This window comes from Streptomyces sp. DSM 40750 (assembly GCF_024612035.1).
Classification (GTDB): domain Bacteria; phylum Actinomycetota; class Actinomycetes; order Streptomycetales; family Streptomycetaceae; genus Streptomyces.
In genome coordinates this window covers 10,451,991-10,469,199 of record NZ_CP102513.1, presented here as the reverse complement: position 1 = coordinate 10,469,199, position 17,209 = coordinate 10,451,991, and the positions used below count along the sequence as shown (strand labels likewise).

The following is a 17,209-nucleotide window of genomic DNA, read 5'->3' as shown; positions in this document are numbered from 1 at the left end:
TACCGCGATCGACTGTCCGGGGCGGAGCCTGAACGACTCCACCCAACTCGGGACAGTCCGGAGCCTCCATATGCCCCGGAGCGGTTAACACGTGCCTCCCGGGGCTCATTCACACCGAGGCCGAAACAGCGACCTCGGGGTCGTACTCGTAGATCCAGCCGTTCGTCCTGAGCGGGTCGGCCTGCGAGTACGCCAGGTCGCGCGCCTGCTGCTCAGGGCCGTCCGGAAGGTGGTTGATGTGAGACCTTCCGTGCGACACCTCCTGCAGACGTGCCGTGCGGCGTCGACGGAGCTCTTCGTAGCGCCCCAGCGCCGCGATCGGGTTGTCCGGGGTCTCCGCAAGACAGAGGGCCAGGACGGCGCCGTCCTCGATCGCCTGGGCAGCGCCTTGGGCGAAGAACGGGAACATCGGGTGGGCCGCGTCACCCAGCAGGGTCGCGTTTCCACGGTTCCAGTGGTCGAGGGGCTCGCGGTCGAGCAACGCCCACCGCCCCGGCGTGTCGGCCGACCTGATCAACTCCACCAGACGCGGATCCCAACCTGCGAACTCGTCGAGCAGTTCCCCGAGCGTCGCGGTGGCCGTCCACGACTCGACGCTGTTGGCCCCGGCAGGGGCGAAGGCGACGAGGTTGACGTACTCCGCGCCGGAGACCGGGTAGTGCACGAGGTGGTGGTCGGGGCCGATCCAGAGGGTCTGGGCGCGCCGCTTCGCGAATTCGGGTGCCTTCTCCGCTGGTACGAGAGCACGGAAGGCGCAGATGCCCGACTCCCTGGCGTGAGTAGGTCCGACGATGGCGCTGCGCACTCGTGAGTGGACCCCGTCGGCGCCGATGAGGATGTCCGGGCGAACCGTCTCGCCGTCCTCGAACCGAAGAACGGCCTGGTCGCCTTCGAACTCGACCGAGACGCAGCGCTTGCCGAGGTGGATCGAGTGCTCGGGGACAGCCGACCTCAGGGCGTTCAGCAGGTCGGCGCGGTGGGCGGCGTAGGTGTGCTCGCCGTACAGGCGTACACACTCCTTCTCCAGGTTCTCCGCGGAGAGGACGGTGCCGTTCTCCCAGCGCCGGAACTCCCAGCCGATCTCCATCCGGACCGCGCGCTTGATGAACCGGTCCAGCACGCCGAGACGTCGTAGGAGGCGGGCGGCGTTGGGCGCGATCACCAGGCCGGCACCAACTTCGGTCAGGGCGGTCGCCTGCTCGTAGACGTCACTGTCGAAGCCCTTGTCGCGAAGGAAAGCCGCGGTGGCGAGGCCTCCGATGCCGCCACCGAGGATCGCGATCTTCGGACCTGCTCCCGTACTCATCATGCTCTTTCACTCCCGTGGACCTCGAGCGAGGTAGTAACTGGCTGCCTGCAAGAGTTCGGCAAAGTGCGCGCTGAGAGAACAGCCTCATCCATCCAACGAACATAGAAGCTAGAGTGACCGCGGTCACACATGATCAAGGAGAGGCCCATGCCTCGTGCGAACGAGCCAGGACGCACAGTCAGCTCTCGACTATGGGATCTGCTGTTTTCCTTCGACCCCCACAACACCGAGCTGAGCCTCGCCGACCTGGCCAGACGTACCGGCATGCCGCATGCCACCGCCAGGCGTCTCACGCTGGAACTCGTGGAGGCCGGCGCGCTGGAGCGCACCAGCGACAACCGGTTCGTGATCGGCCTGCCGCTGTGGCGCCTCGGGACCCTCGCACCGCGCGCCGAGACGCTCCGCAGCGCGGCGCAGCCGTTCGTGGAGGACCTGTACACGGCTCTTCGCCAGCATGTGCAGCTGGCCGTCCTCCAGGGCGACCAGGCCGTGATCATCGAGCGGCTGTCGGCGGTCAACGCCGTCGGTCTGACATCGCAGGTCGGCGGCCTTCTGCCCTTGCATTGCTCAGGTGTCGGCAAAGTGCTTCTGAGCCACAGCAGTCCGGCCTTCATCGATGAGGTGCTGGCGGGAAGGCTGCAGCGCTTCACTCCCCAGACGATCGTGGAGCCGGCCGAGCTGCGTCGCGAACTGGCGTCCTGCCGCTCGACCGGAACGGTGGTCGTCAAGGAAGAGCTGAGCGAAGGGGCCGAGTCGGTCGCGACGCGCATCGTCGACGGCCGCGGCAAGGTCGTCGCGGCTCTGTCCGTCGTGGTGGCCGCGGGCTCGATCAAACTGCAAGCGGCCGTTCCCTCGCTGGTCGCGAGCGGACTGGGACTGTCCAGGAGCCTCGGCTGGCGGCCTGGTATTCCCATTCGCACCTCGTGACCCTTCGCGGGGCGAGGAGACCGGCGCGTCATGCCGGCGGTTGCCGCCGGGAGAGCTGTATGTGGCCGAGGCGCCATCCCTCGTCGGTCGAGAACACCCGCGTGGCCACGGCCTGAACCAGGAGCGGTGGCAGGTCGGGCACGCGGCGAATGTGCATCTTCTGAAAACACGTCAAGATGGCTCGTCCCCCTCGCTCCCCACACGTCACTTCGCTGGTCTCGGCCTCGACGGGGTCCCATGGACGCGTTGTAGCTGAGGAAACGCTCGCGTTCATGGAACGTCCCGACCGGGCCATGGACGATCACACAGTCGGGGAGCATGAGTTGACGCTGCTCCTCATCGTCTCTTGTACGCCGTGGCCCGCCGCGACCGCTGCTCCTGAGGAGGAGGTGGAGTCGCGGCGGGCGGGCCGGTTGTCCTGACCGGACTGCCATCCGTGTCCCGGCGCCGGCGCCTTCGTCAGGCGGTCAGCCGTCGAGGGTGTGCGGGTCGTCGTCGAGATGAGCCTGGTCCATGCCACCGCGCGCGCCGATGAGAACAAGTGCCGCCGCCACGAGAGCAGCCACGCCACCGAGCACGTATGCGAGGGAGTAACTGCTGCTGAGGGCGTCGAAAGCGACGTCCTTGAGTGGGTTGAAGGGCACCACCTGACCATCCGGCAGTGTGATGTTGGCCGGCACCGAGTTGGCGCCGAGCGGGCCCGATTCCACAGCGTGCACCGCCGCCTCGAGCTGCGGTCTCTGATCCGCGGGAGCATGGGCGACAGAGGCCTGGAATGCCTCGTAGGCGTGCTTCAGTTCAGGATCGCCGGCCAACTTGCGGGCGATCTCGTCGGCGGCTCGGCCCAGTGCGAGAGCACCGGCGATCGCGGGGCCGAGGGCGAACCCGAGGTCCCGGAACGTGCTCGTGACACCGCTCGCCATACCGGCGAGGTGGTTGGGCAACGTGTTGACCGCGACCGCGCTGATGGCGGCGAAGGCGAGTGCCGAGCCGACGCCGGCGAGAATCAGAGGCCCGACGATGGCGCCCAGGGCCCGCGTGCTCGTCGGAACACCGGCGAACCACAACCCGCTGGCGCCTATGAGGATCAGGACTGAGAAGAGAACCCACCGGGGGTTGTAGCGCTCGAGCAGCTTGGAGGTGAGGGGCAGCAGTACGAGGCCGATGCCTCCGAAGAAGAGGTAGGCGACGGAGCTCTGCAGTGGGCTGAATCCCTGGATGATGGTGAGGCGGATACTGGTGCCGTACATGATCACGAGGAACGCGAACATACCGATCAGGGTGACCACCGAGTTCATGGCGAACGCCCGGTTCCTGAACACGCTCAGGAGAAGGAGCGGCGCGGCCGCACGGCTCTCCGCGAAGACGAACAGCACGAGGAAGACGGCCGCGAGGATGAACGCGATGACGATCTGCGGGGTCCCCCAGCCACTCTCGGAGCCCTGGATCACGGCGTACATCAGAGCGAACAGGCCGAGCGCGGCAGTGATCTGACCCGGCCAGTCGATGGAGCGGCCCTCGGGTGAGGCGGAGTTCTGGGCGAGGGCCGGCGACAGGACCACGCTCACCACAGCGATGACAAGGACGCCGACGAAGGCCCAGCGCCAGTTCGCGTTCCCGGCCCAGCCGAGTTCGATCTTGGCGGCGACGCCTGCCAGCAGCGGTCCGAGGAAGCCGCCGACCGAGAGCGCGGTGGCCCAGATCGCCACGCCACGCGCGCGGGTGGCGGTGGTGTGCGTACCGGCCGCCACCATGGCGAGGCTCGTCGGGAAGATGGCCGCGGCCCCGATGCCGTTGAGGACCTGGGCAAGGATCAGCCACGTCACCCGAACGTCGGTCGAGGATCCCTCACCCGGCACCAGGACCGCGAGAGCCGAGCCCACGACAATGAGCGCGGCGCCCCCGATGAGCAGGCGCTTACGGCCGAAGAGGTCACCGAACACGCCGAAGCCCAGTCCCAACGCGGCGACGGGAAGCATGAAGGCCTCGGTGATCCACGTCAGTTGGGACGAGGACGGCGCGAGATCCTGCTGGATCAGCCCGTTGATGAGCGACGGGACGGAAAGGGCTATCTGCGCAAGGCACACGGCGAGAACCACCGCCGTCAGAGTGCCTGGGCCCAGGGTGTATCTGCCACCCTCTCCCCTTGCCGCACTGGGTGTATCGGTCTGAACCATGGATGACTCCTCGCGCGCAGAGCGCTGCCATCGGAACCGGCGTCCGCAGCCGGACCGTGCTAGGGGTGCTTCTTTCTCGGCGATCCCGGCAACACCGCTGCCGAACGCCCCAGGAGCCTGTACGGAACGCTTCCGCAGGCTCGACCGGACCTCAGACGCTCGGCGCGGTGGCCGACCCGCCGAGCAGCGACAACGTAGAAGTGACCCCTGTCACCCTCAAAGGGCATGTTCATTGGACGAACAGGCCACCGCTCTTCAGCAGCCACGAAGCGCACCATCGATGCGTAACGGGCCTTGCCCGGGGACGGTCGCCGCATGACGCAGTGCACCGCTCCGGTTCCCCACACGGCTCCGGCCTGGGCATCTTCCGCTACGTGGTCGAGCGCACCCTCGCATGGCTGCACGGCTTCCGCCGACTGCGTATCCGCTGGGAACGACGCGACGACATCCACGAAGCCCTCCTCGGACTCACCACCTGTCTGATCACCCACCGCCACGTCCAACGCCTTTGTGAGGACCTCTAAGACCTGGCCGACCGAGGTGGGGAAGTCTGTCTGCAGCCGCCCCGCGTGCCTCCGGCCATCAGATCGGGCCTGCCGAAGACTCGCCCAGCGTGGTCAGCGCCTTGGTCACCGAGGGGTCGGTCCACTTGATCTGACGCTTCGTCAACTTCTCCGACTCCGGCGCTCACCCGTGCGACTCACCGCCGGACGTGGCTCACTGCCCCAGCCCGGCGTGCCGCACCGACGGCCGGCTCGTCATGAGTTGCCGACCAGCGGCAGGCGCAACAGCAGACCCCATGCGACCCGCATCACACTGCGTGCGCCCCCGACGAGAACATCTGACTCGTCAGATATCATCTTGTCAGATCAACCGCTTGCGTCCAGCGAGCCCCATTCTCGACCGAAGAGCGAAGAACGAAGAGCCCCGATGAGCACGCTCGAAGTCACCGTCCTCGACCTGGACTTTCCGGTCGGCAGCATGAACAAGACCGCCACCCTCGTCACCGGCGAGCAGGGGGCGATGCCGGTCGATGCCGGGCTCACTCGCGCGAACGCCACCTGCTCAGGCGCCGAGATCCTCGATTCCGGCACAAAGCTCACCACCGTCTTCGTCAGCCACGGCGACCTCGACTTCCGCTTCGGCGCCGAAGTGATCGCCAACGCCTTCCCCGAGGCCGTCTTCGTCGCCACCCCGCTCGTCTTCGAGCACATCGAGCACTCCTCCGAGGGCAAGCCCAAGACGTGGGCGGTGCTCGGCCCGAACCTGCCCACCCGCCTGGTCGACCTCGCCCCGCCGACCGGTGAACTCACCCTGGAGGGTCACCGCTTCGAGCTCAGGGGCGGCCCGTCGGCCTGCCCGACCGGCACTACCCGTGGCAGGCCGAGCGAAAGGCGTTTTTGGGCGAAGTCCTGCCGTTCCAGCACGAATACGTCCGGGTCGCCGACACCCCCGCCCCCGGCGACCGGGCCGCCCGGATCGACCTGCTGGACGACTTGGCCTCCCTCGAACCGGAGCCGGTCGTCCCCGGCCACCGCCTGCCCGGCACCCCGGCCGACGCCTCCGCCATCACGGCCACCCGCGACTACCTCCCACCTTCGAGGAGGAACGCGCCAGGGCCGCGGACGGTGCTGCCCTCACCGGCACCCTCATCAAACGCTGTCCCGACCACGGCATGCGGATCGCCGCCCAGATCGGCGCCAAGGTCGCCAGGGCGAGAGGACACGGGGTTGATATGGGCCTGATGAGCACGCCGTACCGGAACACCGGCTTCGCCGTTTCCACCCCCGCCGTCCCGGCCGAGGCGGTCCGCCGCCCGTACGCCGGGAACTTCCCTGCCCCCACGCAGAAAGGGTTACCTCAGTGACCAGCCTTCCCAGTCGACGGCGTCTCCTCGCCACCGGAGCGGGCGCCGCGCTCGGCCTCGGCGCGCTCGGCGCCACCGCGTCCCCCGCCACCGCGTCCCCCGCCGCGGCCGCCCCGACCGCAGCCGCGCGCGGCGCCGGCTCCGAGGAGACCAGGACCCTCGACGAGCTGTACCGGGCCGCCATCGCCGAAGGCGGCAAGCTCGTGATCTACGCGGGCGGCGACCTCGCCAACTCGGGCAGCGGCGCCGGCGCCCGGGCCGCCTTCCGCCAGCGGTTCCCGCAGATCGACCTCAACCTCATCGTGGACTACAGCAAGTACCACGACGTCCGCGTGGACAACCAGTTCGCGACCGACACCCTGGTCCCCGACGTGGTGCAGTTGCAGACGCTGCACGACTTCACCCGCTGGAAGCGCCAGGGGCGGCTGCTGCCCTACAAGCCCGCCGGCTTCAGCAAGCTGCACAAGAAGTTCAGGGACGCGGACGGTGCCTGGGTGGCCGGCATGGTCATCGCCTTCAGCTACCTGTACGACGTGGCGGCGGCCGGGACCGACGCGCCACAGACGCCGCTGGACCTCGTCGACCCACGCTGGAAGAACGCCGTCGCCTCCTCCTACCCGCACGACGACGACGCTGTGCTCTACCTCTTCGCCCTCTACGCCCAGACCTACGGCTGGGATTGGGTGGCCGACTTCGCCGCCCAGCAGCCGCAGTTCGCCCGTGGCTCCTTCTCCCCCGGCACCGCGGTCACCAACAAGGAGAAGATCATCGGCGTCGGCACGGGTGGCAGCCCGCTCGCCACCAGCCCGAACCGCTGGGTGATGACCGACGGGCACCCGTTCATGGCGTGGGGGCAGCGGATCGCGATCCTGAAGCAGGCCGCCAACCCCACGGCGGCCAAGCTCTACCTCAACTGGCAGCTGTCCACCGAGCGTCAGACCTCCAACAGCTGGTCGGTGCGCACGGACATCGCGCCGCCCACCGGCCTGAAGCCGATCTGGGAGTACCCGAACGCCAACCTGGACGGGTTCCCGCGCTTCATGGAGGACCGGGACCAGGTCGAGCGGCTGAAGCAGACCTTCGCCCTCTACTTCGGCGAGGTCAAGGGCGACCCGACACCCGGCTGGCCCGGTCTGCACCCGGGCGCCTGACCCCCAACAGGCCCCGAACCGGCCGGGCCCGACGGCCTCCGGATCGCATCACGACGCCTTCGGCATCCCCACCCTCGGCGGGTGGGGATGCCCCACAGGCTGCTGCCCGCGTCTCTACTACGAGCGACACAAGAGCGTCTTCGTTCTCGGTGGCGTGAGCGATTGACGGGTCGTGTGCCCCGCGCCGCTTCGGGCGACCACGTCGAGTCACCCGAGAGTGAGTCAGCCGAGAGTCCAGTCGACGCTGTCGGTGTACGTGGAGCCGTTGATGGTCGCGGTCACCGCCGCGGTGTTCCGCCCCGGCTTCAGTGTGATGTCGGCCCACCTGAAGATGCGGTCGCTGCTGCTCCGGGTCCCCAGGGAGGCGCCGTTGAGGGTGGCGGTGACCTTGTCCGCGTTGGAGTAGACCTTCAGCTCGGTGAGGGCATCGGTTCGCTGGGTCCAGCGACGGCTGGTGATGTGGAGGGTGGGAGTGCTCGCCCAGTTGGCCTTGTACCAGTAGAAGGCGTCCTTGCGGATCTGCCGGTCACGGGTGACCAGGCCCTTGTCGTTGATTCCGGGTCGGCCTCCTTCATTACGGCCGTCGGAGGCGAAGTCGAACATGGCCCAGACGAACGAGCCCCAGATGTACGGGCGGGCGTCGAGCTGCTTCCAGGCCGCCTCGTGGAACAGCGCCTGGTACTCCTCCGGGTGCCAGGAACCACCGGGTGCGGGCTTTGGCGGGTTGAGGGCGTGCTGAGCGGTGTTGGCGCCGACACCGTACTCGGACATGGCGATCCTGCGGGACGGGGAGTTCGTGTGCAGGTTGTCGGCCCATGCACCAAGGTCACCGTCCTTGGAACCGTAGTACCAGCCGTAGTACTTGTTGAAGCCCGTGGTCCGCGTGTGCAGCCCTGCCTGCGCGTTGTCGGGGTCCTCGCCGCGCACCGCGTAGGTGGAGAGCCGGTCCGGGTCCTCGGACTCGATGATGCCGGCCAGCGACGCGAGCAGTCTGTTCGTAGCGGTGCCGTTGTAATCGGTCAGCTCGTTGCCGATGCCCCAGAAGACGATCGACGGGTGGTTGTAGTTCTGCCGGATCAGCTCACGCAGTTGGTTCTGGGTGCCGGCGGTGAAGGCGGTCGCGTCGGTGACGGAGTTGACCAGCGGGATCTCCGCCCACACGATCAGCCCGCGTTCGTCGGCGAGTTCGTAGTCCTTCTGGTCGTGCTGGTAGTGCGCCATCCGGATGGCGTTGGCGCCGAGCTCCCGGATGAGGTCGAAGTCCTGTGTGTGATCGGCGTCGGTCACCGCCCAGCCCTTGACCGCCCGCTCCTGGTGCAGATTGACGCCGTGCAGGCCGAGGTGGCTGCCGTTGAGGTGGAAGCCGGTGCCGGCGTCCACGGCTACGGAGCGAAGGCCCAGGCGTTCGGTCACCACGTCCGCGATCCTGTCCGCGCCCGCGGTGACGTCGTGGATCTCGACGCTGGCGTTGTGGAGGTAGGGATCCGCCAGGCCGTTCCACAAGCGTGGGTTGTCGATGCGGACGGTCTGCCGGATCTCCGCGCCGGTGGCCGCGGCGACGGCCTGCGCGGTGCTGCTGGTCTCCGCGACGACGGTCCCGCTCTTGTCGGCGATGACGCTGCGAACGACCACCGATCTCATGGTGCTGCCGTCGTTCCACAGCTTCGTCGTCACGGTCACCGTGGCCGACGCGGCGGTGACATCACTCTGCCGCAGGTAGATGCCGGGGCCCGCGTAATCTTCCATCCGCACGTGAAGGTTGTCGGTGGCCCACAGGCTCACATTGCGGTAGATACCGCCCTCGAAGGTGTAGTCCGCGCTCACCGGCGCGATGTTCGTGTCGCGGGCGTTGGTCACCCTGACCGCGATCACGTTGTCCCCGCCGGGGATGAGCACGGCGGTGACGCCGAACCTGAACCGGGAGTATCCACCTCTGTGCTGCCCGAGATACGTGCCGTTGACCCAGACGTCGGCGACCTGGTTGACCCCGGCGAACTGCAGGTACAGCCTCTTCCCGGCCAGTTCGGACGGCACGGTGTAATGGCGGCGGTACCAGCCCACTCCGCGGTAGTAGTTGTTGCCGCCGTCGGCACCGTCGACGGCGTTCCACGTGTGGGGCGTGTTGACCGGCGCCCAGCCGGAGTCATCGAATCCAGGCGCTTCCGCCCCCGCGACGTCTGCCCTGACGAATCGCCACCCCGCGTTGAGATCGATGCGAACACGCGGATTCGGCGCCGTGTACGTCGCAGCGGCAGACGCGGCACCGGCCTTCGGAATCCCCGCGAACGAGGCCAGCACTCCTCCAGCCGTCCCGCTCAACATCTGTCGGCGGGTGGGGAAACCTGTCATTCCAGAACTCACTTCTGTAGACGTGAAGGAGAAGGCTTTTCTTGGCGCGGCGTTACACCGAAGACCGCGGCGCCGTGATCACACGAGGTGCGGTTCTCGGATGTGCGCGACGCGCGCCGGCTGGTGGCCGCTGGCTGACAACCGATGTCACACCGGCCCGTGCCGTCCGGAACGCCATGGGACACCCACGGCAGGAAACCGTCTCGTCGGCGCGACGCGGTACGGAACAGGGATGGCTGGGCTCGCCGGCCTGGTCGGCGAGCCCAGCCGTTGGGATACCGGTGGCCGCCTTTCCTCGGGTCAGTTGATGCGTACGATCTTCCAGAGCTGGTCGTCGACGTTGAGGTTGTTCCACTGGACGACGGCGGCGCCGTCGGCGGTGGAGGACTGGGCGATGCCGGCGACGAGGGCGCTGTTCACGTTGCGGAGTCTGTGGTAGCCGTTGCCCGCGTCGGTGAGGGTCCACTTCTGGGAGTCGGCGCTGGAGGCGGTGTTCTGGACGATGGCCGCGCCCGCGGTGCCGGAGGAGTTGCGGACGTCCAGGTTGAGGTTGCTGGTGACGTTCTTGATGGTCCAGGCTCCGTTGCCGGCGGACTGGAAGGTGAACAGCTGGCAGGCGCAGGCGGAGTTGCGCCACTGGTTGGCCGCGGTGCCGGTGGTGGTGGAGGCGCCGGGGATGTCGAGGTACTTGCCGCTGTTCTTGTTGACGAGGACGTACTGGCCGGTGCCCAGCGGGGGCAGAGCGGTCTGGGTGAGGTTCCAGCGCTGGCAGGCGCAGGTGTTGCTCTCCCACTGGACGGCGGTGGTGCCGGTGGTGGTGGAGGCGCCCGGGATTTCGAGGTTCTTGCCGGTGACGCGGTTGGTGACGGTGTAGCCGCCGGCAGGGTGGGGGGCGACGGCCCATTCGTGGTCGAGGGTGCCGTTGTCGTCCCACTGGAGGATCCTGGCGCCGTTGGCGGTGGACTGGTTCTCCACTCCGAGGACCTTGCCGCTGGCGGCATTGCGGATCTTGAAGTAGCCGGAGGACTGCCGCTCGAAGCGCCACTGCTGGTCGGTGGCGTCGGTGGTGGTCTGCTGCGTCGCGGTGGTGCCGTTGGTGGTGGAGCCGCCCGCGATGGTGAGCTTGAGGTTGCTGTGGGCGTTGGAGGCGGTGTAGGTGGCGCCGTCGGAGATCCCGCCGCCCAGATCGATCGTGCTGTACTGGATGGGGTTGAGGGTGCTCACTCCGTTGCGGCCCCCGCTGAACACCATCAGGCTGTGCCCGTCGGCCAGAGGGAGCAAGCCCCGGCTGTAGCCGCGCGGGACGTTGGCGCGGATACGGGTCCAGGCGTTCGGGTCACCGTTCTGGGTGTTGAGGAACAGGTCTTCCACGGTGTCGCCGCTGACGGCGAGGGTGCCGTTCGGGCCGCCGGTGGGCAGCCAGGTGACGAAGGGCGCCCCGCTGGGGATGGTGCCGTCGGTCGCACGCAGCACCCGGCCGGTGACGGAGCCGAACGCCTCGGGGTCCGAGGAGATCTTGTAGTACACGGAGCAGCCGCCCTCGGGCGCGTTGCAGTACTCGTGGATCATCACGTGGTTGCCGTTGGGCAGCCGGGTGACCACCGGCATGCCGGGCCGGTCCGCGTAGGTCGGCATCGACACGTCGTCGACGACCGGGCCCCAGTTGCGCAGGTCCGTGGAGACCTGGTGGACGATCTCCTGGCCGTGGGCGGTGTCGCGCTGGTCGGAGTAGTAGACGATGAGCTTGTCGCCGGAGACGAGGAAGTAGGGCTCCCAGACGGGGGTGTTGCCGTTGCTGGATACCGCCCGGCCGCCGGTGGCGATGTTGGTGACGAAGCTCCAGGTCTGCCCGCGGTCGGTGCTTGCGTACAGATCGATCTTGGTGGCCGCGCGGTCGGCTGGGACGGAGTCACCCGCGGCCAGGATGGTCCCGGCGGGGAAGCCGCCCATGGCCTTGGGGAGCTCGAACAGCTCGGGCTCCCAGCGCATGCCCCAGCCGTTCTGCGTGTCGGCGACCTCGGAGATCTTCGTCCAGGAGCTGCCGTTGTCGGTGCTGCGGTAGATCGGGAAGACCGGCTTGCTGTTGGTCCACTGCTCGAAGGTGGCGAGCAGGGTGCCGTTGGCCGAGCCGTTGTGCTGCAGACGCAGCGCCCGCGGGTAGAGCGAGCCGGGGGCGGGCGCGTCCGGCGGCGGGGTGTACAGGGTTTGGGCGGGGCGGGAGATGGCGTCTGCCCTGCCCGCGGCCGGCAGGATCAGTGTCGCCGCCGCGACGATCAGGGCGAGGAGCAGGAACAGGAGAGTGGGGAGGGTGGTGGGACGGGGGCATGGAGCGGCGCCGGTTCTGGCGCCTGGTTGTGACATGTGCGGCTCCAAGCGGGGACGGGAGGGGTGTTTCGGTGTCCGCCGCCCCGGAAGGGGTCCGGAGTGACGTGGCGGAGTTCGTTGGGCGCGTCGCCCGGGGAACGGCCGGGCGACGCTGCCGGGCGCGGCTCGCGAGCGCAGGCGGCGCGGTGGAACAGCGCGGAATGGCGGAGGTGTGAGCGCCCCGGGCGGGCGGCCTACGCCGGAGCGGTGGCATGAGGGGTGGGGGGTGGGGTCAGAAAGAGGGGGGAGGCGCGGTCGAGCCGCGGACGACGAGTTCGACGGGTAGGTCACTCGCCGGTGGCAGTTCGGTGTCGGGCTTCTCGATGGCGTGGAGGAGAAGCCGGATTCCTTCCCGCGAAGCGGCCTCGAAGGGCTGACGGACGGTGGTGAGGGGAGGAGAGACGTAGGCGAAGACCGGGTTGCCGTCGAAACCGACGACGCTGACGTCCTCCGGCACCCGGCACCCGGCTTCCCGCAGGGCATGGATCAGGCCGATGGCCATCTCGTCGCCCGCGGCGAACACGGCGGTCACCGCGTTGTCCGAGGCCAGCTCACGACCCGCGGCGTACCCGGAGGCCGCCGACCAGTCACCGTTCAGCACGGGCGGTTCATGCGCGCCTCGTGCCACCAGCGCCGCTCGCCATCCCTCGATACGGTCCTTGGTGGCGTACCACCGTCGCGGCCCGGCGAGGTGATGGACAGTCGAATGCCCCAGGTCCAGCAGGTGTTCGGTGGCCGCCCGCGCCAGCTGATGGGCGCCCACACCGATGGTCAGTGTCCGGGCGGCAGTGAAGGCGGGTGGTGCTCCGAGGAAGAGGACCGGCACGTCGACACCGAGCGGGACTTCACCTTCGACATTGGGTTCGGAGACGACGACGCCGTCCACGCCCTGTTCGAGGAGTGATTCCAGCGCGCCGGCGATGCTTTGCGGGTCGCCGTCCGGTGTGTTGACCACGCGAAGCGCGTAACCAGCGTCCCGTACGGCTTGTTCAATGCCCACGAGCAGGGAGGCGGTTCCATACCCGGCGGTTCCCAGAGCGACCACACCGATGGAGCGGGTGCGGCCGGAGGCCAGTGCCCTGGCGGCGTGGTTCAGCCGGTAACCGAGCGCCTCGGCGGACGCGAGCACGCGTCGGCGGGCCTCGTCGGAGACGTACGGCTCGTTGTTGAGCACCCGGGAGACAGTCTTGCGTGAGACGCCGGCCAGCCTGGCAACGTCCGCGCTGCGCGGCGCGGAGGAGCCTGAGCCGGGCTGCACCCCTGCTGTCATGAAGTCTCCCCATGGCGTGTACCTACATCGAGCGAGGCCAGTGACATGACCGCGCGGTCTGATCGCGCGGTCAATGTCTACGCATCCACCGACCGCTCGTCAAGAGTTCGCGCAACGCCCTTTGGCGCCCGCGTTGGCGGTCGGTCGAGGCAGGCGCTGCACGGAGGAGGCCGTCACGCGGGCCCGAAGAATCCGCGCCCGGGATGGATCGAAGCTGGTCAGGTGGCACGCGTTCAGCGGAAAGCCCGGTAACGGGCAGCCCTGTCGGCCTGGTTCGGCGGTCTGCGGGTGCGGCCTCTCACTGGCTGCGGTCGTCATGGATTGCCGGACGCGGAGTCTTGACAGCGCGCCCACGGGGCGTTCACGCTTCCTGGCGTTCGACCGATCATGTTTGTTCGATCGCGTTGGGTTCTGGTCGCTCGACGACCCTCCCTCGCTCATACCCCCTTCCGGCTGATGCGCCAAGCCTGGGCACCGCCAGCCCTTTCAGGAGTCGAAATGCACCATTCGCCCCTCGGTCAGTCCATGCCTGGTACCAGCCGCCGTAGCGTGCTCCGCGGACTCGGCGGAGCCGCGGTCCTGGGTGCCGGCATCCCTCTGCTGAGTGCCTGCGGCGGCAGTTCCGCCTCGTCGGACACCCAGACCGTCACCGTCGGCTCCAACGCGTCCGACGCCGTCCCGAAGAAGGCGTATGCCGACGTCTACGCGGCCTTCACCAAGCAGTCCGGGATCGCGGTCGACATCAACACCAAGGACCACAACACGTTCCAGGAGCAGATCAACTCCTATCTGCAGGGCACGCCGGACGACGTGTTCCAGTGGTTCGCCGGCTACCGGATGCAGTTCTTCGCGGCCAAGGGGCTGGCCGCCCCGATCGACGACGTGTGGAAGACGATCGGGGGCAACTTCCCCAGTGCGATGCACGATCTGAGCAAGGGGCAGGACGGCAAGTACTACTTGGTGCCACTGACCACGTCCCCGTGGGCGGTCTTCTACCGCAAGAGCGTCTTCCAGCAGTACGGCTACGAGGTCCCCACCACGTGGGACGCGTACGTCGCCCTGTGCAAGCAGATGAAGAAGGACGGGCTGGTCCCGATCGCGTACGGTGACAAGGACGCCTGGCCGGCGATGGGCTCCTTCGACCAGATCAACTTCCGCCTCAACGGCTACGACTTCCACGTCGAGCTGATGGCGGGCAAGGCCTCCTGGACCGACGCGAAGGTCCGCAAGGTCTTCGACACCTGGGCCGAGACCCTCCCCTACCACCAGGAGGGCGCGGTCGGCCGTACTTGGCAGGACGCCGCCCAGACGCTGGTGGCGAAGAAGGCCGGCATGTATATGCTCGGCATGTTCGTGGCCCAGCAGTTCACCAACAAGGCAGACCTGGACGACCTCGACTTCTTCGCCTTCCCCGAGATCGACCCGGCGTACGGCCAGGACACCGTGGAGGCGCCGACCGACGGCATCATGCTCAGCAAGAAGCCCAAGAACCACGCCGGCTCCGTCAAACTGCTCGAATTCCTGGGCACCCCCGAGGCCGAGGAGATCTACCTGAAGGCCGACCCGAGCCTTATCGCCGCCTCCACGAAGGCCGACACCTCCTCGTACACGCCGCTACAGAAGAAGGCGTACGAGATGATCAGCGGTGCGAAGCATCTCACCCAGTTCATGGACCGTGACAGCCGCCCGGACTTCACCTCTACGGTGATGCAGCCCGCGCTGCAGAAGTTCATCCGCGACCCCAAGGGGATCGACAGCCTGCTGTCCTCGATCGAGCGCCAGAAGAAGACGATCTTCGCGTCCGGCTGAGACCGAGCCCGCTTCCGCAGCGGATGAGCACCGACACCATGAGCTCCGAGACGACACGAAAACCCCGGAGGCGGCCGCCGTGCCGCCTCCGGACGCCGCGACACCGAAGAAGCGTCAGCCGCAGGGCCCCAGCGTCTGCTGACCCGCCGTGACCGGCTCACGCTGGGCCTGATGGCGGGCGTGCCGACGATCCCGCCCCTCGCCCTCGGGTCAGTGACGGCCCTCGCCTCGATCGCGCCGGCCTTCACCACCTGGGACGGCACCGGCTTCGACTCGATCAAGTGCGATATGACGTGGATCACCATCTGGGTGCCGCGAGCCGGGCATGCACGATCATGATCGGATGGACGCTCGTTTCCTTGGCATCTCCGAGCTGGTCGAGGCCCCATCTGTGGCGGTCGTAGTCGACGTCATGCGTGCTTTCACCGTGGCTGCCTGGGCCTTTGCCCGGGGGGCGGAAAAGATCGTTCTTGCCGAGTCGCTGGACGAAGCCCTGACGCTCAAGGCTCATCACCCGGATTGGGTGGCGCTCAAGGACGGTCCGCCCGCGCCCGGGTTCGACATGGTCAACTCTCCGGGCCTGCTGCGGTCCGTCGACCTTGGCGGACGGACCGTTGTGCAGAAGACCACGGCAGGGACGGTAGGCGCCCTCGCGGTCAAGGAGGCGTCACTGGTGCTGTGCGCCGGCTTCGTGGTGGCGGAGGCAACGGCCCGGCTCTTGCGGACGCGCACGAGTGACAGTGTCACGTTCGTGGTCACTGGCGACGACGGGCAGGCCGATGAAGATCTGGCGTGTGCTCAGTACATCGCTCGGAGAGCCACGGAGGCCGCTACGGATGCTGCTGATTTCCTCCGCCGCGCCGCCGATTCCCGCGCCGCCGCCGAGCTGGCCGAGGGTGTGCGTCAAGGAGTCCATCCTGATGACGTTGCACTCTGTCTTGAGGTCGACCGGTTTCCCTTTGCCATGGTGGCGGCCCTGGAAGGTCCACTCATGGTCCTCCGTCCCTGCGCCATGCCTTCGCTGACCGGCGATGCCCCGATCTGATCGCCGGTGAGGTCCGACTCTCACCATGCGACGAGAGGGCCGAACTCGTCGATCCATATCACCCGGCCGTCGGCCGGCGGGGTGACGTGCGGCCGCTAGCAACGCGGGTGCACGCGCGTGGTACCGCCGGTTGTGACGGTGCCGCTGGCCGCGTCCAGGACGATGACGGTTTCCTCACGCGGGTCGTGCACTCGGCAGTTCGTCCCGTAGAACCATTTCCGGTACAGGCCACCGCCGGAGTTCGCCGTCACGGTGCTCAGTTGACTGGCCGGCAGGCCGGGAGCCGCGCTCCAGAACTGGACTCGTCCGTTGGGGGTCAGGCCACTTCCACTGGCGTAGAGGTCTCCGCCGAGTTGATGCCGCACCGTGGCGATCTGAACGCCGCCGCGGCGAATCGCCGAGGGGTCGGCCAGCCGCATGACCGCGCTCGCGTTGTCGCTGCGGGCCCGGTCGCGGCTGAAGGGCGGTACGCAGACGCGGTCGGAGGGGCGGGCCTCGCGCCAGACGAAGCCCTGCTCGCAGGTGTCGGGCCCAAAGGGTCCACCGCCGGGCTGCCTGCGCGACGGCCCCAACTCGTTCTCCCTGCGCGTCTCTTCACGCACACGGGGGTCCACGCACACCAGGTCGCCGGAGAACGCCTCCCGCCACACGAAGCCCTGTTTGCATGTATGGGGGCCGAATTGGTTCACGGCGGAGTCGGCTGGAGCGGCCACGGTCATCGTGCCGCCGACGACCGCCAGCGCGACCGTGACCCGCCCGAGCCATCGGCGTTGCAGGACCCTGCCACGAGACGCGATTTCGCCCGTCTCTGCCCTCTTGATCCGCATGATCATCTCCTCACAGGTAGCCGGAGGCTTGCCACGCCGGGATCGCGGCGCCCAACGCCGTACGGGCGGGGGCCGGGAGCTGGTTGAAGAGGGGAAGATGTCGGCCATGCCGGG

At 68.2% G+C, this 17,209-nt stretch carries 13 protein-coding genes and 1 pseudogene; 8 read left to right on the top strand and 6 right to left on the bottom strand.

Annotated elements, in window-relative coordinates:
• Window positions 1-109: 109 nt before the first annotated feature.
• The gene (locus JIX55_RS45700; RefSeq protein ID WP_257569110.1) at window positions 110-1,309 is read right to left on the bottom strand and encodes an FAD-dependent monooxygenase; all 1,200 of its coding nucleotides are present in this window, start codon (window positions 1,307-1,309) and stop codon (window positions 110-112) included.
• A 147-nt stretch (window positions 1,310-1,456) separates the two neighbouring features.
• Here JIX55_RS45700 and JIX55_RS45695 point away from each other — a divergent pair, with 147 nt between their 5' ends.
• Complete coding sequence (locus JIX55_RS45695; RefSeq protein WP_257569109.1) at window positions 1,457-2,236, top strand: IclR family transcriptional regulator; 780 nt, start codon at window positions 1,457-1,459, stop codon at window positions 2,234-2,236.
• A 272-nt stretch (window positions 2,237-2,508) separates the two neighbouring features.
• Window positions 2,509-2,658 carry a hypothetical protein gene (locus JIX55_RS45690; RefSeq protein WP_257569108.1) on the top strand — a complete coding sequence of 50 codons (150 nt, stop codon included), beginning with the start codon at window positions 2,509-2,511 and terminating at the stop codon, window positions 2,656-2,658.
• Between the two features lie 45 nt (window positions 2,659-2,703).
• On the opposite strand, the gene JIX55_RS45685 is transcribed toward JIX55_RS45690, so the two are convergent.
• Entirely contained in the window at window positions 2,704-4,413 is a 1,710-nt protein-coding gene (locus JIX55_RS45685; protein WP_257569107.1) for an MFS transporter, read from the bottom strand.
• A 323-nt stretch (window positions 4,414-4,736) separates the two neighbouring features.
• On the opposite strand from JIX55_RS45685, the gene JIX55_RS45680 reads away from it, so the two are divergent.
• The 3 genes from JIX55_RS45680 to JIX55_RS45665 all read left to right on the top strand — a co-directional run bounded on the left by JIX55_RS45680 (window position 4,737) and on the right by JIX55_RS45665 (window position 7,431).
• The gene (locus JIX55_RS45680; RefSeq protein ID WP_443046679.1) at window positions 4,737-4,937 is read left to right on the top strand and encodes a transposase; all 201 of its coding nucleotides are present in this window, start codon (window positions 4,737-4,739) and stop codon (window positions 4,935-4,937) included.
• Between the two features lie 406 nt (window positions 4,938-5,343).
• Window positions 5,344-6,147, top strand: coding sequence for a hypothetical protein (locus JIX55_RS45670; protein ID WP_257569106.1), 804 nt, complete (start codon window positions 5,344-5,346; stop codon window positions 6,145-6,147).
• A 129-nt stretch (window positions 6,148-6,276) separates the two neighbouring features.
• Window positions 6,277-7,431 carry an ABC transporter substrate-binding protein gene (locus JIX55_RS45665; RefSeq protein ID WP_257569104.1) on the top strand — a complete coding sequence of 385 codons (1,155 nt, stop codon included), beginning with the start codon at window positions 6,277-6,279 and terminating at the stop codon, window positions 7,429-7,431.
• Between the two features lie 222 nt (window positions 7,432-7,653).
• On the opposite strand, the gene JIX55_RS45660 is transcribed toward JIX55_RS45665, so the two are convergent.
• The 3 genes from JIX55_RS45660 to JIX55_RS45650 form a co-directional block, all read right to left on the bottom strand.
• Window positions 7,654-9,780: a glycoside hydrolase family 2 protein gene (locus JIX55_RS45660; RefSeq protein WP_257569103.1), complete on the bottom strand. Its 2,127-nt coding sequence runs from the start codon at window positions 9,778-9,780 to the stop codon at window positions 7,654-7,656.
• A 300-nt stretch (window positions 9,781-10,080) separates the two neighbouring features.
• Window positions 10,081-12,141, bottom strand: a complete 2,061-nt coding sequence (locus tag JIX55_RS45655; RefSeq protein WP_257569102.1) for an RICIN domain-containing protein — start codon at window positions 12,139-12,141, stop codon at window positions 10,081-10,083.
• A 235-nt stretch (window positions 12,142-12,376) separates the two neighbouring features.
• Entirely contained in the window at window positions 12,377-13,414 is a 1,038-nt protein-coding gene (locus JIX55_RS45650; protein WP_257569101.1) for a LacI family DNA-binding transcriptional regulator, read from the bottom strand.
• Window positions 13,415-13,912: 498 nt separating this feature from the next.
• Here JIX55_RS45650 and JIX55_RS45645 point away from each other — a divergent pair, with 498 nt between their 5' ends.
• The 3 genes and pseudogenes from JIX55_RS45645 (at window position 13,913) to JIX55_RS45635 (ending at window position 16,268) form a co-directional block, all read left to right on the top strand.
• Window positions 13,913-15,223: an ABC transporter substrate-binding protein gene (locus JIX55_RS45645; RefSeq protein ID WP_257569100.1), complete on the top strand. Its 1,311-nt coding sequence runs from the start codon at window positions 13,913-13,915 to the stop codon at window positions 15,221-15,223.
• A 79-nt stretch (window positions 15,224-15,302) separates the two neighbouring features.
• Window positions 15,303-15,505: pseudogene (locus JIX55_RS45640) on the top strand (sugar ABC transporter permease); the annotation flags it as partial.
• A 61-nt stretch (window positions 15,506-15,566) separates the two neighbouring features.
• Window positions 15,567-16,268: a 2-phosphosulfolactate phosphatase gene (locus tag JIX55_RS45635; protein ID WP_257569099.1), complete on the top strand. Its 702-nt coding sequence runs from the start codon at window positions 15,567-15,569 to the stop codon at window positions 16,266-16,268.
• A 95-nt stretch (window positions 16,269-16,363) separates the two neighbouring features.
• On the opposite strand, the gene JIX55_RS45630 is transcribed toward JIX55_RS45635, so the two are convergent.
• Window positions 16,364-17,095 (bottom strand): hypothetical protein, encoded by a 732-nt coding sequence (locus JIX55_RS45630; RefSeq protein WP_257569098.1) that lies wholly within the window; start codon window positions 17,093-17,095, stop codon window positions 16,364-16,366.
• Window positions 17,096-17,209: the final 114 nt, after the last annotated feature.